The 24,989-nt window shown below is 74.9% G+C and carries 15 protein-coding genes; 11 read left to right on the forward strand and 4 right to left on the reverse strand.

The window, feature by feature from the left end; genetic code table 11:
- The first annotated feature begins 738 nt into the window (after positions 1-738).
- Positions 739-1,947, forward strand: a complete 1,209-nt coding sequence (locus EKG83_RS28925) for a hypothetical protein (RefSeq protein WP_153278520.1) — start codon at positions 739-741, stop codon at positions 1,945-1,947.
- A 62-nt stretch (positions 1,948-2,009) separates the two neighbouring features.
- Here EKG83_RS28925 and EKG83_RS28930 read toward each other — a convergent pair whose 3' ends face one another.
- Positions 2,010-4,880, reverse strand: coding sequence for an AfsR/SARP family transcriptional regulator (locus EKG83_RS28930; protein ID WP_051766594.1), 2,871 nt, complete (start codon positions 4,878-4,880; stop codon positions 2,010-2,012).
- A gap of 270 nt (positions 4,881-5,150) precedes the next feature.
- Here EKG83_RS28930 and EKG83_RS28935 point away from each other — a divergent pair, with 270 nt between their 5' ends.
- A complete protein-coding gene (locus EKG83_RS28935) occupies positions 5,151-6,227 on the forward strand; it encodes an RNA polymerase sigma factor (RefSeq protein ID WP_153278521.1) in 1,077 nt (358 codons plus the stop codon).
- A gap of 164 nt (positions 6,228-6,391) precedes the next feature.
- Positions 6,392-7,573 carry a PucR family transcriptional regulator gene (locus EKG83_RS28940; RefSeq protein ID WP_033433883.1) on the forward strand — a complete coding sequence of 394 codons (1,182 nt, stop codon included), beginning with the start codon at positions 6,392-6,394 and terminating at the stop codon, positions 7,571-7,573.
- Between the two features lie 281 nt (positions 7,574-7,854).
- Here the strand turns inward: EKG83_RS28940 and EKG83_RS28945 are convergent, their stop codons facing one another.
- Positions 7,855-9,372, reverse strand: coding sequence for a serine/threonine-protein kinase (locus EKG83_RS28945; RefSeq protein ID WP_033433823.1), 1,518 nt, complete (start codon positions 9,370-9,372; stop codon positions 7,855-7,857).
- 514 nt (positions 9,373-9,886) lie between these two features.
- Between EKG83_RS28945 and EKG83_RS28950 the strand changes: the two genes are divergently transcribed.
- Together EKG83_RS28950 and EKG83_RS28955 are read left to right on the forward strand one after the other, a co-directional pair.
- Complete coding sequence (locus EKG83_RS28950; RefSeq protein WP_033433822.1) at positions 9,887-10,768, forward strand: fibronectin type III domain-containing protein; 882 nt, start codon at positions 9,887-9,889, stop codon at positions 10,766-10,768.
- Between the two features lie 312 nt (positions 10,769-11,080).
- Entirely contained in the window at positions 11,081-11,716 is a 636-nt protein-coding gene (locus EKG83_RS28955; protein WP_051766571.1) for an expansin EXLX1 family cellulose-binding protein, read from the forward strand.
- 39 nt (positions 11,717-11,755) lie between these two features.
- Here EKG83_RS28955 and EKG83_RS28960 read toward each other — a convergent pair whose 3' ends face one another.
- Positions 11,756-14,425, reverse strand: a complete 2,670-nt coding sequence (locus EKG83_RS28960) for a helix-turn-helix transcriptional regulator (RefSeq protein WP_051766570.1) — start codon at positions 14,423-14,425, stop codon at positions 11,756-11,758.
- A gap of 212 nt (positions 14,426-14,637) precedes the next feature.
- Here EKG83_RS28960 and EKG83_RS28965 point away from each other — a divergent pair, with 212 nt between their 5' ends.
- From EKG83_RS28965 to EKG83_RS28990, 6 genes are all read left to right on the forward strand, one after another.
- On the forward strand, positions 14,638-16,065 hold the full coding sequence (locus EKG83_RS28965; RefSeq protein ID WP_051766569.1) for a vanadium-dependent haloperoxidase: 1,428 nt from the start codon (positions 14,638-14,640) through the stop codon (positions 16,063-16,065).
- A gap of 209 nt (positions 16,066-16,274) precedes the next feature.
- Positions 16,275-17,891 (forward strand): NAD(P)/FAD-dependent oxidoreductase, encoded by a 1,617-nt coding sequence (locus EKG83_RS28970; protein ID WP_228122258.1) that lies wholly within the window; start codon positions 16,275-16,277, stop codon positions 17,889-17,891.
- The gene (locus tag EKG83_RS28975; protein ID WP_033433820.1) at positions 17,888-18,442 is read left to right on the forward strand and encodes a flavin reductase family protein; all 555 of its coding nucleotides are present in this window, start codon (positions 17,888-17,890) and stop codon (positions 18,440-18,442) included. Before EKG83_RS28970 ends, EKG83_RS28975 begins: the two co-directional genes overlap by 4 nt.
- A 23-nt stretch (positions 18,443-18,465) precedes the next feature.
- Positions 18,466-19,896, forward strand: coding sequence for a cation:proton antiporter (locus EKG83_RS28980; protein WP_084716891.1), 1,431 nt, complete (start codon positions 18,466-18,468; stop codon positions 19,894-19,896).
- Between the two features lie 94 nt (positions 19,897-19,990).
- The gene (locus EKG83_RS28985; protein WP_051766567.1) at positions 19,991-21,943 is read left to right on the forward strand and encodes an FAD/NAD(P)-binding protein; all 1,953 of its coding nucleotides are present in this window, start codon (positions 19,991-19,993) and stop codon (positions 21,941-21,943) included.
- Positions 21,930-23,645, forward strand: coding sequence for an AMP-binding protein (locus tag EKG83_RS28990; RefSeq protein WP_033433877.1), 1,716 nt, complete (start codon positions 21,930-21,932; stop codon positions 23,643-23,645). The genes EKG83_RS28985 and EKG83_RS28990 overlap by 14 nt, the downstream gene beginning before the upstream one ends.
- On the opposite strand, the gene EKG83_RS28995 is transcribed toward EKG83_RS28990, so the two are convergent.
- Positions 23,613-24,821, reverse strand: a complete 1,209-nt coding sequence (locus EKG83_RS28995; RefSeq protein ID WP_228122259.1) for an MFS transporter — start codon at positions 24,819-24,821, stop codon at positions 23,613-23,615. The genes EKG83_RS28990 and EKG83_RS28995 overlap by 33 nt on opposite strands.
- Between the last annotated feature and the right edge of the window lie 168 nt (positions 24,822-24,989).

Consider the following 24,989-nt stretch of genomic DNA (forward strand, 5'->3'; position numbering starts at 1 on the left):
CCATTTGCCCCAGCGCGGCCGGGCCGCCGGCGGAACACCGGGCGACCAGTATTCCGGTCCCATTAGCGGGGCCGCTAGATCCGGTCAGCGCAATGCGCGGATCGGACAATTACTGCGATCGCCGGCAATGATTCCGGCCCTGGGTCGGGTCGATAATGGCGTCGGCGCGGCACGCGTGACGCCCGGTAGGCAGCGTGCGCGGTGCGGGCAGCGTCATGGGCGGGTCAGTCCCGTGCTCAACCCGGTGAGCGGTCGCCGGGAACAGCTCCGCCTCCGCCCGGTTTTCGTGGTGGAGGCGCAGCAGTTCGTGCCTCGCCGCACCACCGGGAATGCGCCGCAAAACCGCGAACAGCGACTGCCGAACAACACCTCCGGCGAAATCCGACTCCCCACCCGCGCACGAACCAACCGCCCGAACGATTCAGGCGCCACCCGACGCTCCTCCGGCGCGGTGGACGCCCCGGAGGACACCCGGTTGCCCGACAGCACGTCCCCCCGGCCGCGCCGCGCGGGGAACTGCGTCGACCGGTTCCGGCGGGACGGGGCCGGGTGGCGGGGCGCGGTGAGCGGACGGGGGAACGGCGGCGCGGGCCCGGGTTTTCCGCTCCGGGAACCGGGGTGGGCCTCGGGTGCGCCGGATACCATCTCCGTCATCGGGTGCTCATCCCCATCAGGGCCCACATCGGCGTTCACGCCGTCCCGGCGGCACCGGCCAGGGACGAGAGCGAGGAGGAGCGCATGTCCAGCGGACTCGCACGGGTCGCCCACTTGTTGTCCGCCCTGCTGTTGGGTGTCGCGACGGCCGGTACCGCGCACGCCGACCCCGTGGCACCGGCGGCCTGGCTGTGGACGAGCATGGGCACGCCGGGTGAGGTCGAAGCGGTCGAGCGGATCGGCGCGGTGTCCATTGTGGACGCTTCGACCTCGACCGAAGTACCGTACGTCTTCGTGCGCGGGTCCGACGGGAACCTGTGGGGCAACTGGCCGGACGGCAACTCGTGGATCTGGTCCAACCTGGGCGCGCCCGCGGGCGGGATCGTCGGCGGCGTGGGGGTCGCCGGGATCAAGAACTCGACCACCGGGCCCGACCGCCCGTACGCGTACGTCCTCGGCGCCGACGGGAACATGTGGGTCCACGAGTTGACCGGCAACACCTCGACCTGGACCAACCGGCGCAGGCCCGGCGTCGGCATCGCCGCCGGACTGGGTGTCGTCGAGATCAAGGACACGCCTTCCTCGTCCGAGCGCTCGTACGCGTTCGTCCTCGGGCAGGACGGGAACGTGTGGGTCCACGAGTGGATCGGCAACGGCTGGACCTGGACCAACCAGGGCAGGCCCGAGCAAGGCGCGGCCGGCCGCACCATCCTCGGCGCGGCCGGGACGACCAGGGTCAGGGACAGCGCCACGTACGCCGAGCGCCCGCACGCGTTCGTCCGCGTGGACGACGGGAACCTGTGGCTGATCAAGCGGACCAGGAGCGGCTGGACCTGGACCGACCTGGGCCGGCCCGCGGGCGGCATCGCCGGCCCCGTCGACGCGATCACCCTCAGGGGCGCGACGGCGGCGGCCGACCGGCCGCAGGTCTTCGTCCGCGGGGGCGACGGGGACCTGTGGCTCACCCAGTGGACCGGCAGCGCCTGGACCTGGACCGACCAGGGCAGGCCCGCCGGCGGCCGGGTGGTCGACCGGGTGGGGGCGGTGTCGGTCCAGGACTCGCCGTCGACCCCGCAGCGGCCGTACGCCTTCGTGCGGGGCGAGGACGGCGAGATGTGGGTCAACGAGTGGACGGGCAGCGCCTGGACCTGGACCAACCAGGGCATGGTGCCCGAAGGCGGCGTCGAGGGGATCGGGGTGACCACGGCGAAGGACTCGCCCTCGGCGTCGCAGCGGCCCCACGCGTTCATCCGCACCTCCGTCGGCGGTCTGGCGCTGTGCTGGTGGGGTTGACCGGCACCCGCCCGACCCCGGAACGGCTCCGGTGAGCGGTTCCCCCTCGGCACCGCGGTGGGTCACCACCGGTCGTGGTCGCCTCGCCCGTTCGCCGCGCTCCCGGCCGTGCCCGGCGGCCCGACCGGCTCCCGTTGCGGCCGGAGGTCCGCGAGCTGCCGCTGGACGCGTCGGGCGTCGGCGTCGCGGCCCTGCTCCCGGTACAGCTCCAGGGCTTCCTGCCAGGCGGCGCGGGCCTGGTCGTGCTGGTCCAGGGCGGCGTGGGGGTGGCCGAGCCGGTCGAGGGTGTCGGCGCACCCCGTGGTGTCGCCGAGGGCGCGGTACAGGGTGAGGGCCTGCCGGTGGTGGCGGACGGCCTCGTGGTCGCGCCCGGTGTGGTGGTCGATGTAGCCCAGGCTGTCCAGGGTGGCCGCCTCGCCCTCGGGGTCCTGGTGGCGGCGGTGCAGGACGAGGGCGGCCTGGCAGTGCTCGCGGGCCGCGTCGTGGTCGCCCAGGCGGGCGCAGTACCAGCCGACCGCGTTGAGGGCGTGGCCCTCCCACACCGCCTGGTCGAGGGTCCGCAGGAGCTCCAGGGCGTGGCGGGCGTGCGCCAGGGCCCGCCGGTAGTCCTCCCGCTGCTCCCAGGCCCACGCGAGGATGTGGTGGATGTGGGCCTGCTGGGTGGGGTCGTGGTGCTCCTCGGCCAGGGCGAGGGCCCGGAGCAGGTGTTCGACGGCCTGCTCGTGCCGCCCCAGCGCGGCGTGGGCCTGGCCGAGGTTCCGGTGGGCGTGGGTGCGGGCGGTGAGGTCGCGCAGGTGGTCGGCGGCGTCGGCGGCGGCCCGCCACACGGCCAGCTCGTCGTGGAGGTGCCCGCGCCGGCGGTGGAACACGGTCAGCGTCCAGGCCAGGTGCCACACCGCCTGGTGGCGGTGGTGGTCGGCGGCGGTGTGCTGGGCGGCCAGCAGGTGTGGGTGGTGGGTGTCCAGCCAGGCCAGGGCGGTCGGCAGGTCCTCCAGCCGGTGCGGGCGGGTGCCGGGGGTGGGCGGGTCGAGCCGGATCGGTGGGCGCTGGGGGTTGAGGAGGCGGTCGGCGGTGTGGGCGGTGTGCAGGTGGAAGTCGACCACCCGCGCCAGCGCCGCCTGCCGTTCCGGTTCGGGCAGGTCGTGGGCGAGGGTGGTGGCGTAGGCGCGGACCAGGTCGTGCATGGCGTAGCGGCCGTGCGGGCGCCGGTCGAGCAGGCAGTGGTCCTCCAGGACGCGCAGCACCTTGCGCGCCTGCGCCCGGGGCAGGCCGGTGAGGGAGGCCGTGGCGGCCAGGTCGATGTCCGGGCCCGGTGCGATGCCGAGCAGCGCGAACGCGGTCCGCTGCTGGTCGGTGAGCCGGCGCAGGGACCAGGACAGCACTGCGGGCAGGCTGGCGGCCGGGTCGTCGTCGTCCAGCACCTCCAGGCCCAGGTCGCGCAGTTCGGCGGCGAACTCGGCCAGCGGGATCGCCGGGTGGGTGGTGGCGTGGCGGGCGGTGATCGCCAGGGCCAGGGGGTGGCGCCCGCACAGCTCGACCAGCTCGTCGGTCGCCTCGGCCTCGGCGGCCACCCGCTGCTCCCCGAGGCGCCGGACGAGCAGGGCACGGGCCTCGACGTGGGTGAGCACGTCCAGCGACAGGTGGCGGGCGCCGTACCGGTCGATCAGGGAGGCGAGCCTGGTGCGGCTGGTGATCAGCACGGTGCAGGAGGCGCCGGGCAGCAGTGGCGCGGTCTGCTCGGCGCCGGCGGCGTTGTCCAGCACGACCAGGACCCGCTTGCCGGCGACCAGGCTCCGGTACAGCGCGGCCAGGACGTCCAGGTCCGCCGGGAGCCGGTCGGGGTCGGCGCCCAGGGCGGCCAGGAACCCGCGCACGGCGTCGGCCGGTTCGGTGGGGCGCCCGGTGGGGCTGAACCCCTGCAGGTCGACGAACAGCTGCCCGTCGGGGAACCGGTCCAGGTTGCGGTTGGCCCAGGTCAGGGCCAACCACGTCTTGCCGATCCCGCCCGCACCGCCGATCGCCGAGATCACCGTCGTGCCGGCCTGCGCCGGCTTCCCCGGCTCGTCGTCCGCGCCGGTCAGGGCGCGGTCCAGCGCGGCCAGCTCGGGGACGCGGCCGGTGAACAACGCCGGCGCGGCCGGCAGTTGCCGGGGCACCACCGGCGACCGGCCCGTCCCCGCCGCCGGGACGGCCAGGGTCGCGTCGGCGGCCAGGATGCGCTGGTGCAGTCGGCGCAGCTCCGGCCCCGGGTCGGCGCCCAGCTCCTCGGCCAGCCGGACGCGCAGCCGCTGGTAGTGGTTCAGGGCGTCGGCCTGGCGACCCGCCCGGTAGAGGGCGAGCAGGAGCTGGGCGGCCACGCGTTCGTCCAGCGGGTGCGCCAGGGCGCGATCGGTCAGCTCGGACAGCAGCGCGGCGTGCCGCCCGAGCTCCAGCGCCAGGTCGATGCGGTCGGCGTCGGCGGCGAACCGCTCCCGCTCCAGCCCCCGGCGCACCCCGGCGATCCACGGCGTGTCCAGCCCGGCCAACGCCTCGCCCCGCCACAGCCCGCACGCCCGCTCCAGCAGCTCCAGCGCCCTGACCCGGTCCTCCTCGGCACGCGCCTCGGCCACCAGGCGCCGGAAGCGGTGCACGTCCACGCACTCCGGGTCGACCAGCAGCACGTAACCCCCGCCGCGCCGCTCGATCACCCCCTCCACCCCGGCACCGAGCAGCGCGCGGCGCAGCAACGACAGGTAGTTGCTCGCCAGCTGCCGCGCCCGTCGCGCCGGTTTCTCCCCCCACACCCGGTCCACCAGCTGGTCCGTGGCCACCACCCGGCCGGCCTCGACCACCAGCACCGCCAGCACGCACCGCTGCCGAGCGTGCCCCAGGTCCACCCGCACCCCGTCGACCACCGCCTCGACCTGGCCCAGCACCCTCAGGTCAACCGCCATCGCCACAGCCCTCCCCCTCCCCGCGCCACCAGGTGCCGCGAAGAACTCCTGCCTAAGCCGGCCCCTCCCGGTCCGGCACCACTGAACAGGCGATTCGCAGGACGTCGTGTTACCGGACGGAAGCCGGCGGCCACGCTGTGCGGTGCGGTGGGACCGGCCCGCCGCACCGGGCGAGGGGCGCGGAGCGCACCAGCGGTCGGGGCACGGCGTCCTCCCGCGCCCGGAACACCCGCACCACCGTCGGGGCTCAGGGGAGAGGGTGTGTTCACCATGTCCGGGACACCCGAGCAGGCGCGGCAGGACGACGAACTGGTCAACGCCGCGCGGGCGGGCAGCAACACCGCCTACGCCCGGCTGTTCGTGCTGCACCACCGCGCGGCCATGACCGTGGCGCGGCACGTGGCCCGCGTGCCGGCCGACGCCGAAGACCTGGTGGCCGACGCGTTCACCCGCGTGCTGGCCGTGCTGCGACGCGGCGGCGGACCCACCGACGGCCGGTTCCGCGCCTACCTGTTCACCGCGGTGCGCAACACGGCCCGCGACCACGCCCGGCACCACGACCGGATCGGGTCCGCGGCGGAGGCGCACCAGGCGGTCGCGGCGCCGGTGGAGGACACCGCCGGGCCGGCGGTGGAGCGCATGCTGGTGGCCGCCGCGTTCGCGCGACTGCCGGCGCGGTGGCAGGTGGTGCTGTGGCACACCGAGGTCCGCGACCGCACGCCGACGCAGGTCGCCCCGCTGCTGGGGCTGACCGCCAACGGCGCGTCCGCGCTGGCCCGCCGGGCCCGACGGGGCTTGCGCCGGGCCTACCTCGACCAGGCGGCCGGCGCGGCGGCCCGCCGACCGGGCCCGCGCGGGGTGCCGGGGTTCCGCACCGAGCCGCCGGCCCGCGACGATCGCGCACCGCCCGCCGCGGGGCACGCCCCCCGGTACGTGGCGTCGCGGCCACCGCGGCGCCCCCGCCGGCGGCACCGGGCGACGCCCTCACGGGGGTGGTCCGGCCGCCGGGGGTCAGAACTCGCGGTCGACCTCGACCTCGGCGCCGCACCGGTCCACGCCGGGGCCGCCGTCGACGCCCGTCCAGGCGCGGGGAGGTCCACGCCGGTCGGCGGGTCGTCGCAGGGGTGGGCCGGTGGCGCGGCGCCGGCCGGGCCGACGGCGGTGGGCGTCGCGCCGACCGCGGCGGGGGTCGCGCCGACCGCGGCGGGGGTCGCGCCGACCGCGGCGGGGGTGCGGGCGAGCGGCGCGGGCACGCGGCGTCGGGAGCGGGTCATGGGGAGTCTCCCGGAGGGGCAACGGCGATGTGGGCGCCAGCCTGCCAAGCCCCCCGCCCACCGCGCTTCGTGAATTCGCGACAACCCGCGGCCCGTCGTGGCGCGTTCTGCCGCCGCGCGCGAGAGGTGCCCGCACCGCCTGGTGGCCGATCCCGTGCCGTCGTCGGCGGGCGCTTCCCGCCGGGACCGGAACGCCCGTTCGACCGGCGGCACGACCTCCACGGACAGGGAGTGGTGATGAGGGGTCTTTTCGTTGCCCTGGAGCAACAAGCGGAGGCGAACGCCCGCGACGAGGTCGCCGCCTACCGGCGGGAGCTGCCCGAGTACCGGGCCGTGGCGGCCGACCCGGGCGCGAAGGCCGCCATGCTGGACCACGCGGTGTGGCTGCGGCGCAGGGCGGCGGCCCTGGCACCCGACGCGCGGCCGCTGACCGAGCAGGACCGCGCCCGCATCACCTCGATCGGGCGGCTGCGGGGCGCGCAGGGCGTCTCGCTGACCTCGGCGCGGCGGGCCGTGGTGCTGCACTGCACCCTGGTGCTGCACGAGATCCACACCGCGGCCGGCCCGAACGACCTGGCCGACCTGCTCGGCCTCACCCGGTGGTTCGGCGCGCAGGGCGAGGTCGGCACGAGTGCCTACTTCAGCGGCTTCCTGGAGGGGCAGAAGCGTTCGCTGGGGGTGACCGACCGGGTCCAGCAGCTGGCGCGGATGCTGCTGGCGGACGACGCGATGGCCCGCCACGTGGTCGCCAGCCTCGGCATGCCGCCGCTGGAGCACTGCACCGTGGTGGTGATCCGCGTCCCGGAGGCCACCGGTGGCCCGCCGGCGCGCGACGACGCCGTCGAGCACCTGTTCAAGCGGTACCGGGTGCCGATGAGCTGGACCGGACCGGCGGAGTTCGTCGCCCTGGTGCCCGGCGGCGGTACCGGGTCGCCGTGGCTGCCGGTCACCGCCGACGAGCAGGCGCTCGCGCTGGTCCGGGACTTCGCCACGCTGGTCGACCGGCCGTGCGCGGTCGGCTGGGCCGCCGGGCGGGTGCCCCGGCTGGCCGAGGCCGCGGGCCTGGCCCGGCAGGCCGCGCGGGTCGCGCCCGTGCAGGCCGCGCCGCGCCGGATGCACGGGGTGGCCGACGTCTTCGTGGAGGTCGCCGTCGCGCACCTGCCGCACGTCGAGCGGTGGTTGCGCGAGGTCGCCCGGCGCCTCGCCACCGGTCCGGACCTGATCTCCACCCTGGACTGCTACTACCGCAACGACTTCAACCGGCAGCGCACGGCGGAGTCGCTGTGCATCCACCCGCGGACCCTGGACCACCGGCTGCACCGGACCAGGGAGCTGACCGACATCGACCCGCGCTCGTCCCAGGGGGTCCGCATCCTCGGCACCGCGATCGCCCGCACCCTCGCCGACGCCTGGGACTGAGCGGCCGGGCACGGGTGGCGCCCACCCGACTGAACGGCTCCGCCAGAGCCGGACAGGGCACGGGGGCGCCCACCCGGCCGAAAGGCCCCACCGGAGCCGGACAGGGCACGGGTGGCGCCCACCCGACCGAACAGCCCCACCGGAGCCGGACAGGGCACGGGTGGCGCCCACCCGACCGAACAGCCCACCGAACCCCGCCGGGCCCGGCGGGGTTCGGCCTCGGTGGCCGGCGGAGCCCGAGACCGTGACCTCCCCCGGCACCGGGAAGGCGTTCCCGCGCCTCACTGGTAGGAGATCATCACCGGGGTCGGTCGGTAGGCCATGGTCTGCTCCGGGGTGAGCATCGGGTGGTCCTCGTCGTAGAAGTTCTTCCAGCCCATCGGCACGCCGTCGTGGGGCCGGGCCGCGACCACGGAGTTCCAGGTGGCCGTCTTCTGGGCCGTGCCGCCCTGGCCGTCCACGTGGACCAGCACGGCCAGCTCGTCGTGGCCGGTCTCCAGCGACGGCTCGTCGCGGATCATGGACAGCTGGAACTGGTGGACCACCAGCAGCTTCTGCGGCAGGGCGGCGCGGGCGGTCAGGTCCGCCAGCCAGGCCGCGGTCTCGTTGATCTCCGCGGCGTCCATCCCGCCGATCTGCGCCAGCGGCACCTGGTCCGGCCCGAGCTTCCACTCCGGGTCCGCGGCGAGCCCGACGTGCGGCAGCTCCAGCAGCGGCGCGTACCGCTTGGCCTGGTCGAGCAGGCGGGCGCGGCCGGGTTGCAGGTCGAGCAGGACGTAGAGCCCCTCCCGGCCCGCCGCCTCGACCCAGGGCCGCAGCGACTCCACGTCCGCCTCGCCCGAGTAGTCGCCGTCCGCGCCGGGCGCGCCCTGCGCGACGGTGGCGATGATCTCGAACGCCGGCACCACGGGGACCTCGCTCAACGGCTCGTACCGGGCCGCGTGCTCCTTCGCCCGCGCCACGGCCCCCTCGACGCCCTGCTCACCGAGCACACCCAGCACGGGTGCGCCCGGGTGGCCGTACAGGCACACCAGCCGCCTGCCGGGGAACAGCACCTGGCCGCCGCCCGGCAGCTCGACGCCGCGGCGGACCACCTCCAGCCGGGTCCGGAGCCGGTCGGCCGGGCCGAAGCCCGCGCCCACCGCCAGCACGGTCGCGGGCGGGTCGGTCCGCAGCGCCCCGGCCGCGGCCCGGTCGGCCCTGGGGTCGGTGCCGTGCACGGTGACGACCCGGGCGCCGGCGGCACGTGCCGTGGCGGCGGCCGCCGCGTCGTCCCGGGCGGCGTCGACCAGGACGGTCACCCCGACCGGTGCCGGCGGGCGGGTGTCGGGCAGGCCCTCGGGCGGTTCAGGGGTCGCGGGGTCGACGGCGAGCACCGGCACGGCCCCCGCCGCCTCCTCCGCGGCGGGGCGCGCACCGGCGCCGACGGCGAGCACGGCCCGCGGCGACAACCTCGTCAGCTCCCGGCGCAGGGCGTCGGGCGGGCCGGCGGTGGGCGCGAGGAGCACCGGGGCGCCGAGCCTTGCCGCGATCCCGCCCGCCGCCGCCTGGTCCGGGCCGCCGGTCACCACGACGACGGGCGCGCTGCGGAACAGCGCGGCGCTGGTCGCGATCGCCGAGGCCCCGCCGTCGCCGACGTCGAGCACCGTGAGCGCGGTCGGGGGCGGGGTGACCTCCGCCGACACCGGGGCGGCGCTCGGCGCGGGACCGGCGGAGTCGGCCATGCACCCGGCGAGCAGCACCAGCGACGCCACCACCACCCGGAGCCGCGACGTCCACGCCGACCGCCGACCAGCCAACCCGCTCCCCTTCCGCGAACACCCGGTCGTCGAACACCGGCTGTCGAACACCGGGCCCCACCGTATCCGCACCGGGCGACCCCGGCAGGGCGGCGCGCCACCGCCCCGGCCCGCTCGTCGAACCTCACCCCGTGGCCGTGCCGAGCGGAGGGGACGGGTGGACGTCCACCCGGAACACCCGGTCGCGGAAGGTCCGGAACGGGCAGTCGTGGCCAGCGTCCAGCTTGGACGAGGCCGGGTGACCGGGTCGCCGGGGTCCGCCACCGGTGCCGGGTGGCCGTCCGGGCGGTCGAAGAGCGATCCCATCGCGTTCCTTCCACAGTGGAGTGAAAGCCCGGCGCGGCCGTCGACGAGCCGACCACCGCCACCGGGTAGGCCGCCGGTGCACCGGGGAAGCCAACCGCGGATGCCCGAAAGTCCCCTTCTCCCCGCTGCGACTGAATGGTTCACCCGCATCCGGGGTGATCTGCGGAACACTGTTCGCGGGCGAGCGAACACCGAGAGGACGCAGAAGTTGCGCAACAGATGGACCCCATTCCGCGTCACCGTCCTGTCCCTGCTCACCGCCGGGACGTTGACGGGTGTCGCGGGCCCGGCGTCGGCGGAGACGACCGCGGTGCGGATGGACTACACCTGCACCACCTCCGCCGGACCGACCGTCGAGCTGACCGCGTGGGTCGTCGGCGGCCTGCCGAACGACGGCATGGGCCCGAACAGCGTCGCCAACCACGACGTCGCCCTCGTCGACGTGGACCTGGACCTGCGCGAGCTGCGCCCGGCCCTGCCGGTGGGCGGCGGGGTGCGCCTGGACGGCGACAGCACCGCGAAGCTCGACGCGAGGATCGTCGGCCCGGACGGGACGCGGACCACGCAGGCCGCGTTCACCATCGCGCCCACCTGGATCACGGACGTCCAGCGGACCGCCGTGCGGGCCGCGGGCGCCTTCCCGGTGCAGCGCCTGACCACGGCGGGCTACTACGACCTGCGCGTCGACGACCTGACGCTGGCGCTGCGCCCCGAGCGCGCCGACGGCACGCCCCTCGGCACGGTCACCGCGTCCTGCTCGCACGACCCCGCGCAGAACGACCTGCTGGGCACCATCTGGTCGCAGTCGGTCTTCATCGAGCGGCCGGTACGCCCGAGCGCGCCGCGGGTGGTCTCGACGACCCCGACGTCCGTGACGCTGACCTGGGACGCCTCTCCGTGGTGGAACCCGACCGCGGGCTACGACGTGTACCTCGACGGCGGGCACGTCACCTTCGTCACGGAGAAGCAGGTGACCATCACCGGGCTGACGCCGGACAAGCAGCACCGGGCGAAGATCGTCACCAAGGACGTGCAGGGCATCCAGTCGGCCATGAGCCAGGGCCTGATCTTCACCCTCCCGCGGGCCTGACCCGCGCGACCCCGCCGGTCGCCGGGGTTCGCCGTTCGGCGGGCCCCGGCGACCGGCGGAGTGCCCGTGGGGTGGGTTCGCCCCTGCGGGTGGATGCGTCCCGGTAACCGGGAGGAGCCCGCCCGACCTGCACCGTGCCGGTCACCGGCCGCAGATCGACCGGTACGGCGCCCGCCACCTGCACCCGGGCGTGCCCACCGCCACGCCCCCACCAGCAGCTCCACGACCTCGACGCGATCACCTAAGCTTCCCCGGGAGCGCTCCCAGCCGGTCTCGCCGCCGCGCCGGGCCACGACGAAGAGGAATTCGCCGATGAAGCTCCTGCTGGCCGCGATGCTCGCGGTGACCACCATCCAGCCCGGCACCACCTACCACGGCGAGGGCACCTACTACGGCGCCACCGGCCAGGGCAACTGCTCCTACGACCCCGGCGGCGACACCGCCATCGCCGCCCTCAACCACACCGACTACGCCGGCTCGGCCCTGTGCGGCGCCTACCTGCGCGCCACCGGCCCTCGCGGCACCGTGACCGTCAAGGTCGTCGACCGCTGCCCCGAGTGCGCACCCGGCGACATCGACTTCTCCGCCCAGGCGTTCGCCCGCGTCGCCGACCCCGCGGCGGGCCGGGTGCCGATCTCCTGGCAGCTCGTCAGCCCCGAGATCACCGGCCCGCTCGCGTTCCGCTACAAGGAGGGCTCCACGCGCTGGTGGTGCGGCATCCAGGTGCGCAACCACCGCAACCCCGTCACCCGCCTGGAAGCGCAGACCGCCACCGGTTGGCGCGAGCTGACCCGCACCGACTACAACTACTTCCTCTCCCCCGACGGCGCCGGCTGCGGCACACCCCTGCGGATCACCGACCTCTACGGACAAGCGCTGACCCAGCCGGCGCTGCCGATCACCCCCGGCGTCGACCAGGCAGGCACCGCCCAGTTCTCCCGCCACTGAGGCCGACCGGCGGCGACGCGGGTTCTCCGGGCCCGGCCATCAGCCCCCGAACCGGTCCCGGGCCGCGCCGGTGTCGTCGACCAGGGCGGCCAGTTGCGCGCGGTTGGAGATGCCGAGTTTCGTGCTGACCCGGTAGAGGTGGTTCTCGACCGTGCGGACGGACACGAACAGCCGCTGCGCGATGTCGGCGTTGGACAGGCCGCCGGCGACGAGGGTGAGGATCTCGCGTTGCCTGCGGGTGATCTTCGGCGGCGCGGTGAGCGCCGCCAGCGCCGGCGTCCGGGCGCCCTCGCAGGACTCCGCGAGCCTGCGGGCGCGAGCCGCCGCGGTCTGGGCGGAACCGTGGCGGTTGTGCCGGAAGTGGGCGACCGCGGCCTGCGCCGCGGCGTCCACGGCCACGAGCAGGGCGCCCAGCTGCTCCAGCCGCACCGAGACGGCCTGCAAGCCGGGACCGTCGTCGGCGGCCAGGGCACGGGCGTGCGCGGCCGCGACCTGGGCGCGGGGCCCGTCGACCTCGGTGGCCAGCCGGGCCAGCCGGCCGGCCACCGTGCGGTCGCCGAAGCAGACCGCGGTGTGCAGCGCGAGGACTTCGACCGCCGACTGGCCCTGCGACGCGGCCACCTCGGCCGCCTGGCGGGCCACCGTGGCGGCTTCGCTCACCCCGCCCTCCGCGGCGACCACCCAGGCCCGCGCCAGCAGCACGTTCGGTGCCAGGTAGACGCACGTGGGGTGGTGTTCGGCCGTCATCTCCAGCAGGGCCCGGCGGGCCGGGACCGGCTCGCCGCGCATGCCGAGCGCGATGGCCAGGCCCACCAGCCCGGTGAAGGACCAGCCGTTGGAATCCGTCCCGTGCCGCGCCGCGACGGCCTGGCGGTACCGGCGTGCCGCGGTCTCGACCTGACCGCGGAAGGTCGCCGACTCCGCGGCCATGAAACTGGTGACGACGTCGACCGGGCGGGCCGGGGAGTCGGTGCACGACCCGCGGAACCGCCGCGCGACGAGGTCCGCCTGGTCCGGCAGGCCGGCCAGCAGCAGCCCCCGCGCCGAGAACATCACCACGAGGGCACGCTCGTGCAGCCCGACCCCCGGCGCCTCGACCTCGACCCGCCGCAAGGCCGCCCCGACGTCGTCGAGGCGGCCGCGCCCACCGCTCGCCATCGCCAGTCCCCAGCTCGCCGACGGCACCGCGGCCTCGGGGCAGCCCGGGTGGGCGAGCACCTCGGCACCCGCTCCGGCGGCCCGCACCGTGCGCCCCAGGTAGGCGTCCAGCACCGAGCGGACCCCGGCCAGCACGAGGTCGGCGGACTCGTCGCCCGTCGTGGCGGCGAGCTCGGCCTCGGCTTCGACCGGACGACCGGCCCAGGCCAGGACCTTCGCCCGGGCCACCGCGGCCTGCGCGTGCTGGAGGTCGGTCCGGGCCAGGGCGCGCAGCGCGGCCCACTCGCCACCGGCCTCGGCCACGCGACCGGCCCAGCCGAGGGCGTTGCCCAGCAGCAGCCGCGCCTCGAAGCCGCCGCCGGCGGACACCGCGGCCCTGGCGAGCCGGGTGGCCAGGGCGAGGTCCCCCAGTTCGACGGCCCGGCGGGCGGCCTCGGTGAGCAGCGCGACCTCGGGCTGCGCATCGGAGTCGAGCAGCAGGACCGCGCGGCGCAGCGCGTCGTCGGCCCGCCGCCCGCCCGCGGCGCCCAGCGCGGAGGCGATCCGCCGGCGCAGCCGCCGGGCGTACAGCGCGCCGGCCCGCCGCCGCCGCACCTCGCCGAACATCGGATCGGCCAGCCGGGCCCGCCAGCGCCGGCCGTCCGGCAGGACCTCGATCAGCCCCCGGGCCTCCATCTCCTCCATCGCGCGGGTGCCGGTCAGCTCGGTCAGCAGCGGCACCTCCAGCGGACCGCCGAACGCGAGCACGTCGAGCACGTCGAGCTGGTGCTGCGGCAGCTCCCCGATCCGGGTGGACACCAGTTCCAGCAACGCGGGCGACAGGTCGAGCCGACCCGACCACCGCCACACCCCGACGGACTCGCGCAGCCGGCCCGAGGCCACCTCGTGGTCGACCAGCTGCCGCAGGTACAGCGCGTCGCCCTGGGTGATGGACCACAGCCGCCGCACCGCGGCGTCGTCCACCGGGCCGCCCAGCCTCGTCTCCACCAGGGCCGCGGTCTGCGGGCAGGACAGCGGTTCGAGTTCCAGCCGGGGCAGGTGCCCGTCCTTCCACAACGCCGTCACCGCGTCCGGCACCGGCTCACCCGTGCGCAGCGTGAGCAGCACGCCCGCCGCCTTGCGCAGCACCAGCTGGTGCACCAGCACCGCGGACAGCTCGTCCAGCAGGTGCGCGTCGTCCACCACGACGACCACCCCCGCCGGGCCGGCGTCCGCCAGCAACGCCTCGGCGGCCTCGGGCACCGCCCTGGTCGGGTCCAGGTCGGCGAGCTTCAGGGTCGCCGCGAAGGCGCCCAGCGGCAACGTCCGCGCCGAAGCCGTGCCCGCCACCCACCGGACCAGTGCGCCCCGCTGCTCGGCCACCGCCAGCGCTTCCTGCGCCAGGCGGGTCTTCCCCACCCCCGCCGCGCCGATCAGCACCACCCCGGCCGACCCGTTGCGGCGGCGGATCGAGGCGGAGATCCGGTTGAGCTCCTCGGTCCGACCCACCAGGGGCCAGTACCCGGTCGCGGACGGGGACGGGTCGTGGCGCACCGGGGCCGTGCCGTTCATCCGAGGCTCCCCCCGCCGATGACATCACCGGTAACAGAGCCGCGAAGCCTGGCACAGATACCTATAGGCCGCCTCTTCTTTTTGCGGGCCGGCACCCCCGGGAGGTGAGTAGCCGACTACTCATGCCGCCGCATCCGGGCGCGGCGACAGTGGAGCGCCGAACGTCCAGCCAGCACCGCGGTGCCACTCGACCCCCCGGAGGTACACACCCGATGGACCCCATCCTGTACTGGAACGAAGTCGCCGCCGAGGCCGACCGGGTCAGCCACACGACGCGCCCGGCGAGCGAACTCGGCGTCCGCGGCGGTCCCGGCGGGGCGCGCGGCAACGCGATCGTGCACCTGGCCATGCACGACGCCTACTTCGGCATCAACACCGGCCAGTACGAGCCCTACCTGGGGGACGACCTGCCGGAGGTCTCCGGCGACGCCGACGCCGCCGCGGCGATCGCCAGTGCCGCCCACGCCACGCTGAGCGCGCTCTACCCGACGCAGAAGGCGTTCTTCAACGCGCGGCACGCCGCGGCGGGCCTGGTCGCCGGCAAGGCGGACGTGGACGGCCACGACTTCGGCCGCAAGGTCGCGGGCAAGATCCTCGCGCTCCGCAAGGACGACCCCGGCTTCGGCGACAACGGGCACAGCACCTCCGTGGCCCCCGGGCACCACCGGCAGGACCCGGACAACCCGGACCAGGGCTTCTACGGCCCGTTCTACGGCGCCCAGTCCGCCTGCTTCGCGGCCACCACCCGCCACCACGTCGACGCGCCACCGCAGCCGGGCAGCGCCGAGTACGAGCAGGCCGTCAAGCAGGTGCGCGCCAAGGGCATCGCCCCGCACCTGATGGGCACCCTCCCGGCCGACCTGCTGGCCGGGCGCACGCCCAACGAGACCGCCATCGGCCTGTTCTGGGGCTACGAGGCGGCCAGCGGCATCGGCACGCCGACGCGGCTGTACAACCAGATCATCCGCAAGGTCGCGGTCGCCCAGGGCAACGACACCGCGCAGAACGCCCGGCTGTTCGCCCTCGTCAACGCGGCCATCGCCGACTCGACCATCCTGGCGTGGACCGACAAGTACGAGTACGACCTGTGGCGCCCGATCCTCGGCATCCGGGAGCACGACGCGTCCTGCGGCCCGGCCGGCGTGGGCGACGCCGCGCTGGACCCGGCCGCCGACCCGTTCTGGCTGCCGCTCGGCGCGCAGGCGACCAACGTGCTCGGCGGGCGGAACTTCACGCCGAGCTTCCCGGCGTACCCGTCGGGCCACGCGTCGGAGGGCGGGGCGGCCTTCCAGACCGTCCGGCACTTCTACGGCCAGACCCACAACGGGCCCGACAACCTGGCGGACAACCTGGAGTTCGTCTCGGACGAGCTCAACGGGATCAGCACCGACACCACCGGGAACGTCCGGACGCGCATCGCGCGCACGTTCCCCGGCGGGATGTGGCAGATGATGATCGAACAGGGCTTCAGCCGGGTCTTCCTCGGGGTGCACTGGTCGTTCGACTCCTTCGCCGTGGACGAGGCAGGCGACGTGGACCTCTCGCGCAACATCGGCGGGGTCAGGCTCGGCATGGACATCGCCGACGACATCGCCGCCAACGGCCTCAAGGCGGCCAACGCCGCGGGCCCGGTGGCCTGACCCCGCGGGGTCGGCACCGGGCGGCGGGCGACCGGACGGGCAAGCGCACCGCGCGTTCGTCGAATCCCATCCCCCGATTCCGGGACCCGGGCCCTCGCGGGGGCCCGGTTCCCGACGCAGCCCCAACATTCGGACCAGACGAGCGAACGACGAAAGGACCGGTGAGTGCGGTGCCGGGTAGCGACCCCGCCGCGGCGGAGGTGTACGACGTGGCCATCCTCGGCAGCGGCATGGCCGGCGGGATGCTCGGTGCGGTGCTGGCCCGCAACGGGGTGAAGGTGCTGATCATCGATGCCGGCGCCCACCCGCGGTTCGCGGTCGGCGAGTCCACCATCCCCTACACGTCGGGGATGATGCGGTTGATCGCCGACCGCTACCGGGTGCCGGAGCTGAAGGCGTTGTCGAACCACGACGGGACCGTCAGGGTCTCCCCCTTCTGCGGGCGGAAGCAGAACTTCGGCTTCGTCTACCACCGGGAGGGCGAGCCGCAGGACCCCCGGCAGGTCAACCAGCTGGTGGTGCCCATCGCCTTCCGCACCGAGTCGCACCTGTTCCGCCAGGACATCGACGCCTACCTGTTCCACGTCGCGGTGAAGTACGGTGCCGAGGCCCGCCTGGCGACCCGGGTCACCGACGTCGACATCGATCCCGACGAGGGGGTCGTGCTGCGCTCGGACCGCGGCGACGAGTTCCGCGCCGCCTACGTCGTCGACGGCAGCGGCTACCGGTCGCCGCTGGCCGAGCGGTTCGAGCTGCGGGAGACGCCGACGCGCGCCAGGACGCACTCGCGGTGCCTGTTCACGCACATGATCGGGGTGCGCCCGTTCGACGAGTCGCCCACCGCCGAGCACCACGCGCAGCCGAACCCGTGGCACCACGGCACGCTGCACCACGTCTTCGACGGCGGGTGGCTCTGGGTGATCCCGTTCGACAACCACCCGGGCGCGCTCAACCCCCTGTGTAGCGTGGGCCTGACCCTGGACCCGCGCAAGTACCCGAAGGGCGACCTGCCGCCCGAGCGCGAGTTCGCCGACTTCCTCGCCCGCTTCCCGGAGATCGCCTGGCAGTTCAAGGGTGCGAGCGCGGTGCGGCCGTGGGTCTCCACCGGCCGGCTGCAGTACTCGACGCACAAGGTCGTCGGCGACCGGTACTGCCTCACCTCGCACGCCGCCGGGTTCATCGACGCGCTCTACTCCCGCGGGCTGGCCAACACGCTCGCGGTCGTCAACGCCCTCGGCCGGCGGCTGATCGACGCGTCGCGGGACGGCGACTGGTCGACCGGGCGGTTCGCCTACGTGGAGGACCTGCAGCAGGGCCTGTTCGACTTCCACGACGACCTGGTCTACAGCTCGTTCGTCGGGTTCGGCGACTACGAGCTGTGGAACGCCGTCAACCGCACCTGGATGCTCGGCACGATGAGCGGCAACATGATGCTGGAGGACGCCCACCACCGGTTCCGGCAGACCGGCGACGACAACGTCTTCGTCGAGGCCGAGCAGTACGGCCACCCGGGGTCCCCGCTGCCGATCAGCGAGAGCTTCGTCCGGCTGGGCACGCGGACCCGGGAGCTGTGCGAGTCCGTCGAACGCGGCGCGCTGGCGCCGTCGGCCGCGGCCGCGGAAATCCTGGACTCCGTGCGGAAAGCGGATTTCTTCCCGTACGCGGACCAGTTCGGCCTGCCGGAGAACGGCTGCTACCACATGACCCCGGACCGGATCGACGGGGCCAAGCTGTGGGCCCGCACGAGCGCGCCGGCCGACATCGGGCCGCGGATGCTCAACGCGCTGGAGAACATGGCCGTCGCCAAGGCGGAGGAGAGCTCGTGAGCCGCCCCCCGGGAGCGGGGACCTCGTCACCGCGGCGCCACGACGTCGACGTGCGACGCCTGATGGTCGGGTTCCCCACGGGTGTCTCGGTCGTCACGGCGCAGGCCCGCGACGGCAGGCCCTGGGGCATGACGTGCACGTCGCTGTGCAGCGTCGCCCCCGACCCGCCGTCGCTGCTCGTGTGCCTGCGCCGCGGCAGCCCCACCCTGGACGCCGTCCTGGAGAGCTCGGCCCTGGCGGTGAACCTGCTGCACCGCAACGCCCGGTCGACCGCCGAGCTGTTCGCCTCGGGCGCCCCGGACCGGTTCGAGCGCATCCCGTGGGTCGCCGCGCCGGACGGCGGCCCGCACCTGGTCGACGCGGCGCACACCATCGCGGACTGCGCGGTGAGCGCCGGGCACGAGGTCGGCGACCACGTCGTCGTGATGGCCGAGATCGTCGGGATCACCAGCCTCCGCACGCCCGCGCCACTGCTGTACGGCATGCGCCGGTACGGGACCTGGGCCGAGGACGACGACACCTCCTTCCTCTCCTACGACTTCATCTCGTAGCCGTACTCCAGGAGCCGAGGTCCATGAAAGCAGCAGCCCGGGGGAAGAACCCCGATCGGGAAGCGGTGCCCCCGCCACGGCGGAGGACGGCGGAGCGCGGGCGCGACGTCGCCGCCGCCGTCGCGCTCCTGGCGGTGATCGCGGTCGGGATGGTCCACGCGGTGCCCACCTTCGGAAAGCTGGGGAACCTGGGGCACGGCGGCTGGGTGCTCGTCCCGCGGTTCCTCCTCGCGGTCGTGGTGATCATCGCGGTGGGGCGCCTCGGCGGCTGGGTCGCGGCCCGGTGCCGCCAGCCGCGGGTCATCGGCGAGATGGCGGCGGGCATCGCACTCGGACCGACCCTGCTGGGCCAGTTCGCGCCGGCGGTCCAGCACGCCCTGTTCCCCGCCGACCTGGTCCCCGAGCTCGGCTTGATCGCGCAGCTGGCGATCATCTACTTCGTCTTCCTCCTCGGCACCGACCTCCCGCTGGACCTGCTGCGCGGGTCGGGCGGGCGGGTGGCCGCGCTGGGCGCGGGCATGGTGGTCGTCCCGCTCGGCTGCGGCCTCCTGCTCGCGGCGGGCCTGCTCGCGGACTACCGGCCGGCCGGCGTCGGCCCGGTCCCGTTCCTCCTGTTCGTCGGCACCGCGATGAGCATCACCGCGTTCCCCGTCCTGGTCCGCATCCTGGCCGAGCACGACCTGATCCGAACCCGGATCGGCACGCTCGGCCTGGCCACCGCCGGCGCCGGCGACGCCCTCTCGTGGTGCCTGCTGGTCGTGGTCGTCGCGCTGGCGCACGGCGGCTCCGCGGCCGCGGTGGTCCCGACCGCGGCGTGGCTGGTCCTGTTCACCGCGGTGACGCTGACCGTCGTCCGCCCGGCGCTGCGCCGGTTCCTGGCCATCGGCGAGCACAGCGCCGGCGGTCGGCGGATCGCGATCGCGGTGCTGGTGCTGTGCGCGCTCGCCGGCGCCGCCGTCACCGACTGGATCGGCATCCACGCGATCTTCGGGGCGTTGCTGGTCGGCGCGGTCGTACCGCGCGAGAACGGCGTGGTGCGCGATCTCGGGCGCACCGTGGGCCGCGGGGTCGCGCTCGTCCTCCCGCTGTTCTTCGCGGTGATCGGGTTCAGCATGCGCATCGGGTTCCTGGGCGACCTGCGGGACCTCCTGCTCTGCGGGCTGATGGTCCTGGTCGCCGTCGCGAGCAAGGTGGGCACGACGACGCTCGTCGGCCGGCTGACCAGGCTGACGTGGCGGGAGTCGCTCGGTCTCGGCGTCATGGTCAACTGCCGCGGCCTGACCGAGCTCGTGGTGGTCTCCACGGGGCTGTCCCTCGGCATCATCGGGCCGGACCTGTTCGTCATGTTCGTGGCGATGACCCTGGTGACGACGGCCATGACCGGCCCGCTGCTCGGGCGGCTCAAGCTCGGCGGGACCCCGGCGGACACCCGGCCGGTCGCCGGTGTCATCTGACCGCGGTGCCCGACCACCACACGCAATTACCGGAAACCAGGGGGAGCCCCACGTGTCGAAGATCCACTCTGAACTCGTTGTCGCGATCGTCGGCATGGGGCCACGGGGGCTGTCCGTCCTCGAACGCCTGCTGGTGCGGCTCGCGGAACGGCGGGGCCCCGCCGTGTCGATCTGGGTCTTCGACCCCGGGGAGCACGGCGCGGGCCGGATCTGGCGCACGGACCAGCCCGACTGGTTCCTGATGAACACCCCCGCCGGCGAGGTGAGCATGTACTCGGGCGACCCCGACGAGGGGCCGCCGAGAGCGGGTGCCGGGCCCTCGCTGCACGAGTGGCTCTCGGCGGGCCGGGCCGGGCCGCGGTGGGCCGAGCTCGGGCAGAACGGTTACGCGCCGAGGGCGTGCTACGGCCGGTACCTGTGCGACGTGTTCGACAACCTCGTCGCGCACAAACCGGACAACGTGACCATCCACGTCGCGCGGTCCCGGGTCGAGCGCGTCGAGCGGCACGAGGGCCGGCTGCGCCTGGTCGCCCGTTCGGGCCGGATCGTCCTCGCCGACAAGCTCGTGCTCACCACCGGGCACCCGGTCACCGCGCCCAGGCCGTGGGAGCGGGAACTGCTCGACCACGCCGCCGGCCGGCCGGGCGTGCGGTACGTCCGCGGCGACTCGGCCGCCGACCTGGACCTCGAACCGGTGCGGGCGGGCGAACCGGTCGGCGTCCTGGGGCTGGGGCTGACCTTCCTGGACGTGGTCATGGCGCTGACCGTCGGCCGCGGGGGCGAGTTCGAGCCCGGCCCCGCCGGCGAGCAGCGCTACCGGCCGAGCGGCCGCGAGCCGCGCGTGTTCGCCGGTTCCCGCAGCGGCCTGCCCATGCTCGCCCGCGGGGTGAACCAGAAGGCCCCGAAGTACCGGTACGAGGCCAAGTTCCTGACCCGCGGCGCGGTCGCGGAAGCCCGGCACCGGGCCCGGCGGGAAACCGGGTCCGCCCAGCTCGACTTCCGCCGCGACGTGCTGCCGCTGCTGCAGCTGGAGGTCGAGCACGTCTACTACACCACCCTGATCCGCGACCGCTGTGGCGAGGAGGCCGCCCGCCGGTTCGCCCGCCTCCACCTGTCCTGCGCCGGGGGGAAGGCGGCCGACCTCGTCGACAAGGCACTGGTCGAGCTGGGCATCGCGCACGTGGCCCGGATCGACCTGGAGCGGATGGCCAGGCCCTTCGCCGACCGGCGGTTCGCGGACCCGGCCGAGTACCACCGGCACGTGCTCGGGCTGCTCGGGCAGGACCTGGCGGAAGCCCTGCGGGGCAACGTGCACGGGCCGGTCAAGGCCGCGCTGGACATCCTCCGGGACCTGCGCGGCGCCGTTCGCGCGGCGGTGGACCACGGTGGCCTGCGGCCGCGGTCGCACCGCGAGGACTTCGTCGGCTGGTTCACCCCGATCAACACGATGGTCTCCGCCGGTCCGCCGGCGATCCGACTCGCCCAGGTCCGCGCGCTCGTCGAGGCCGGGGTGCTGCACCTGGTCGGGCCGGCCCTGCGGGTCGGCACCGCGCCGGACGGCTTCCTGCTGGACTCGGCCCAGGTCGCCGGGCCCGGCCAGGTGGTCGGCACGCTGATCGACGCCCGCATCCCCCGGCCCTCGGTGCGGCAGGACGCCTCGCCGCTGACCCGGCAGCTGCTCGCCGACGGCCTGATCTCCGAGTACGTCAACGCCAGCTCGTGCGCCGACGACGTCTTCGCCACCGGGGCGGTGTCCACCACCCGGGCGCCGTTCCACGCCATCGGCTCCGACGGGCGGGCGAACCCGGACCTGTACGTCCTCGGCATCCCCACCGAGAACCTGCGGTGGTTCACCCAGATCGGCAACGGGCGGCCGGGACCGCTGAGCGCGTTCCACGCCGACGCGGACGCCGTCGCCGGCGACGTCCTGGCCGGCCCGGCCGCCGGGGTCGTGCTGCCCGCGGCGAACGGGTCCGCCCGCGCCGGGGAGATCCGCGCCGACCAGCGGCTGGCCTGCTCGGCGGGTGGCGACCATGGCCGCCGGTGACACCGAGCGGTTCCGCGCCGCCCGGGACCTGCTGCTGGAGCTGGGCGAGGACCACGACGCCGCGTGCGCCCGGTTCCGGTGGCCGCGGTTCGAGACGTTCAACTGGGCCCTCGACTGGTTCGACCCCGTCGCCCGGGACAGCACCCGGGAGGCGCTGCGCGTCGTGGACGGCGGCTCGGTGGCGTCGTCGACCTACGCGGAGCTGTCCGCGCGGTCCGGCCAGGCGGCCAACTGGCTGCGCGGCCGCGGGGTGGCGCGCGGCACCCGCGTCCTCGTCATGCTGGACAACCGGCTCGCCACGTGGGAGGTCCTGCTGGCGGCGATGAAGCTCGGCGCGGTCGTCATCCCCACCTACACGACGATCTCCGCCACCGACCTGGCCGACCGCGTCGGGCGGGGCGGCGTCACGCACGTCGTCACCGACAGCGCGCTCGCCGACCGGTTCACCGGGATCGCCGACCGCCTGACCCGCGTCGGCGTCGGGCCACCCGTCCCCGGCTGGGCCCCCTACGGCGACGCCTACGCCGAGTCGGCCGACTTCACCCCGCACGGCACCACCCGCGCGGACGACCCGCTCTTCCTGTACTTCACCTCGGGCACGACGTCACGGCCCAAGCTGGCCCTGCACACGCACACCAGCTACCCGGTCGGCCACCTGTCCAGCATGTACTGGACCGGCGTGCGCCCCGGTGACCGGCACCTGAACATCTCCGCGCCCGGCTGGGCCAAGCACGCCTGGAGCAGCTTCTTCGCGCCGTTCAACGCGGAGGCGACCCTGCTGACGGTCAGGACCGGCACCGCGTCGGCGCCGACCGTGCTCGACGCCCTCACCACCCAGCGGGCCACCACCTTCTGCGCACCGCCGACCGTGTGGCGGATGCTGCTGCAGCACGACCTCGGACGCCGCCCGGACGCGTTGCGCGACGCGGGCAGCGTCGGCGAACCGCTCAACCCCGAGGTGATCGAGCGGGTCCGGCGGGCCTGGGGGCTCACCGTCCGGGACGGCTACGGCCAGAGCGAGACGACGGCGCAGATCGGCAACACCCCGGGTCTGCCCGTCCGGCCCGGTTCGATGGGCAAGCCCCTGCCCGGCTACCGGATCGCGCTGCTGGACCCGCTCACCGGCGAGCCCGGCGACGAGGGTGAGATCTGCGTCGACCTCGCCGACCGGCCGGTCGGGGTGATGCCCGGGTACGTCGGCGCGCCGGAGAAGAACGCGGAGACGTTCGCGGGCGGCCACTACCACACGGGTGACATCGGCCGGCGGGACGACGACGGCTACCTCACCTACGTCGGGCGCTCCGACGACGTGTTCAAGTCCTACGACTACCGGATCTCCCCGTTCGAGCTGGAAAGCGTGCTCCTGGGGCACGACGACGTGGCCGAGGTGGCGGTGGTCCCCGCACCCGACCCGATCGGCCTGGTGGTCCCGAAGGCGTTCGTCACGCTGGTCGAGGGGTGCCCGCCGTCGGTGGCGGTAGCGCGATCGATCCTGCGGTACGCGCAGGAGCACCTGGCCCCGCACCAGTGGATCCGCCGGTTGGAATTCGGCGCGCTGCCGAAAACGATGTCCGGCAAGATCCGCCGGGCGGAGCTCCGGGCCGCGGCAGGGCGAAACGGCGGCGCCGAATCGCGTGAATACCTCCTCGACGATTTGTGCGCCCCGGCCTCAGCCCCGCCCGGCGCGAACCGTCAGCACTAGGGCGACGGCGGCGAGAATCGCCAGGAGCGCGGCGAACACCGTGCCGGAGACGACCAGTCCGAATGCCTCCGCGGCGGTCCCGACGCCGATCACCGGAACCGAAATACCGGTGAAGAACGCCACGAAGTAACCCGAGGTGACCGCGCCGCGCCGGTCCGGCGGGCAGGATTCCACCACCGACCCGAGACCGGCCCGGAAGGTCAGCCCCTGCCCGGCCCCCGCGACCGCCGCGCCCAGGACGAGCACCGCGAGCGAGGCGGCCGGCAGGCTCGCCCCGACGAGGGTCGCGCCGGCGACCAGGCCGGCGCACCCCGCCGCCAGGGCGCGCCGCGTGCCGAGGACCGAGGACCACGCCTGGCCGAGGACCGAGGCGGCGAACACGACCAGCACCACCAGGCCGGTGACCGCGTGATCGGTGTTGTGCAGCACGGTGCCCAGGAACGCGGGCGACACCGCGGTGAACAACCCCAGCACCGCGAACCCGGCGAACCCGGCGACCACCGCCCGGGCGAACACGCCGCGGACCTCGGCCGGCACGACGATCGGCTGCGGGCGCAGCCGCGGTGACCCGACCCGCCGCACGGGTTCCGCCACGGCCTCGACCCCGACGGCCGCCACGGCCACCAGCACGAGGTCCACGACGAAGCACAGGGCCAGCGGGTGCGGCGCGTGCTGCGCGAGCACCCCGGCCAGCACGGGCCCGACACCGAGGCCGCCCGTGTTCACCGCCGCCGCGACCAGGCTCGCCCGGCCCTTGCCGACCCCCGGCGCGAGGTCCGCGATCGCGGCGGACGCCGTCCCGGCGAAGATCCCCGTCGACAGCCCGGAGAGCACGCGGCCGGCGAACAGCCAGCCCGGTGCGTCGGCGAAGAGGAAGACCAGGGCGGAAGCGGCGGACAGCGCCAGCCCCGCCCGCAGCATCGGCCGCCTGCCGATCCGGTCCGACCAGCCCCCGGCCAGCACCAGGGCGGCGATGACACCGGCCGCGTACACGGCGAACACCAGGGTCGTGACCAACTCCCCGAAGGCGAACGCCTCCTGGTAGAGGGGGTACAGCGGCGTCGGCAGCGTGGCGCCGAGCATCACCACCGCGAAAGCCGCCCCGACGAGCGCGACGGCCGGCCAACCGGTCACCCGGCGGGCAAGAATTCCCCCGAACACGGAAAAAGTACGCACCGCACACCTCGTGACGGTTTCGGTACAGTAACGGCGAATTCGCCCGAACCCACCCCCGAAGATTGTACCGCCTGCCGCGGCCGATTCAGCCGGGAGCCGCCCGGTATTATTTCCACTAATAGCTCCGGCCGGCGCGCGCGTGCCGACCGGGCCCGGAACCCGCTACGC

It is taken from the genome of Saccharothrix syringae (assembly GCF_009498035.1).
GTDB lineage: Bacteria > Actinomycetota > Actinomycetes > Mycobacteriales > Pseudonocardiaceae > Actinosynnema > Actinosynnema syringae.

What these genes read in the sequence shown, in the direction of transcription:
- EKG83_RS28925 (WP_153278520.1), top strand. Translation starts at nt 739, where the DNA reads ATGTCCAGCGGACTCGCACGGGTCGCCCACTTGTTGTCCGCCCTGCTG.
- EKG83_RS28930 (WP_051766594.1), bottom strand. Translation starts at nt 4,880, where the DNA reads ATGGCGGTTGACCTGAGGGTGCTGGGCCAGGTCGAGGCGGTGGTCGAC.
- EKG83_RS28935 (WP_153278521.1), top strand. Translation starts at nt 5,151, where the DNA reads ATGTCCGGGACACCCGAGCAGGCGCGGCAGGACGACGAACTGGTCAAC.
- EKG83_RS28940 (WP_033433883.1), top strand. Translation starts at nt 6,392, where the DNA reads ATGAGGGGTCTTTTCGTTGCCCTGGAGCAACAAGCGGAGGCGAACGCC.
- EKG83_RS28955 (WP_051766571.1), top strand. Translation starts at nt 11,081, where the DNA reads ATGAAGCTCCTGCTGGCCGCGATGCTCGCGGTGACCACCATCCAGCCC.
- EKG83_RS28960 (WP_051766570.1), bottom strand. Translation starts at nt 14,425, where the DNA reads ATGAACGGCACGGCCCCGGTGCGCCACGACCCGTCCCCGTCCGCGACC.
- EKG83_RS28965 (WP_051766569.1), top strand. Translation starts at nt 14,638, where the DNA reads ATGGACCCCATCCTGTACTGGAACGAAGTCGCCGCCGAGGCCGACCGG.
- EKG83_RS28980 (WP_084716891.1), top strand. Translation starts at nt 18,466, where the DNA reads ATGAAAGCAGCAGCCCGGGGGAAGAACCCCGATCGGGAAGCGGTGCCC.
- EKG83_RS28985 (WP_051766567.1), top strand. Translation starts at nt 19,991, where the DNA reads ATGGGGCCACGGGGGCTGTCCGTCCTCGAACGCCTGCTGGTGCGGCTC.
- EKG83_RS28990 (WP_033433877.1), top strand. Translation starts at nt 21,930, where the DNA reads ATGGCCGCCGGTGACACCGAGCGGTTCCGCGCCGCCCGGGACCTGCTG.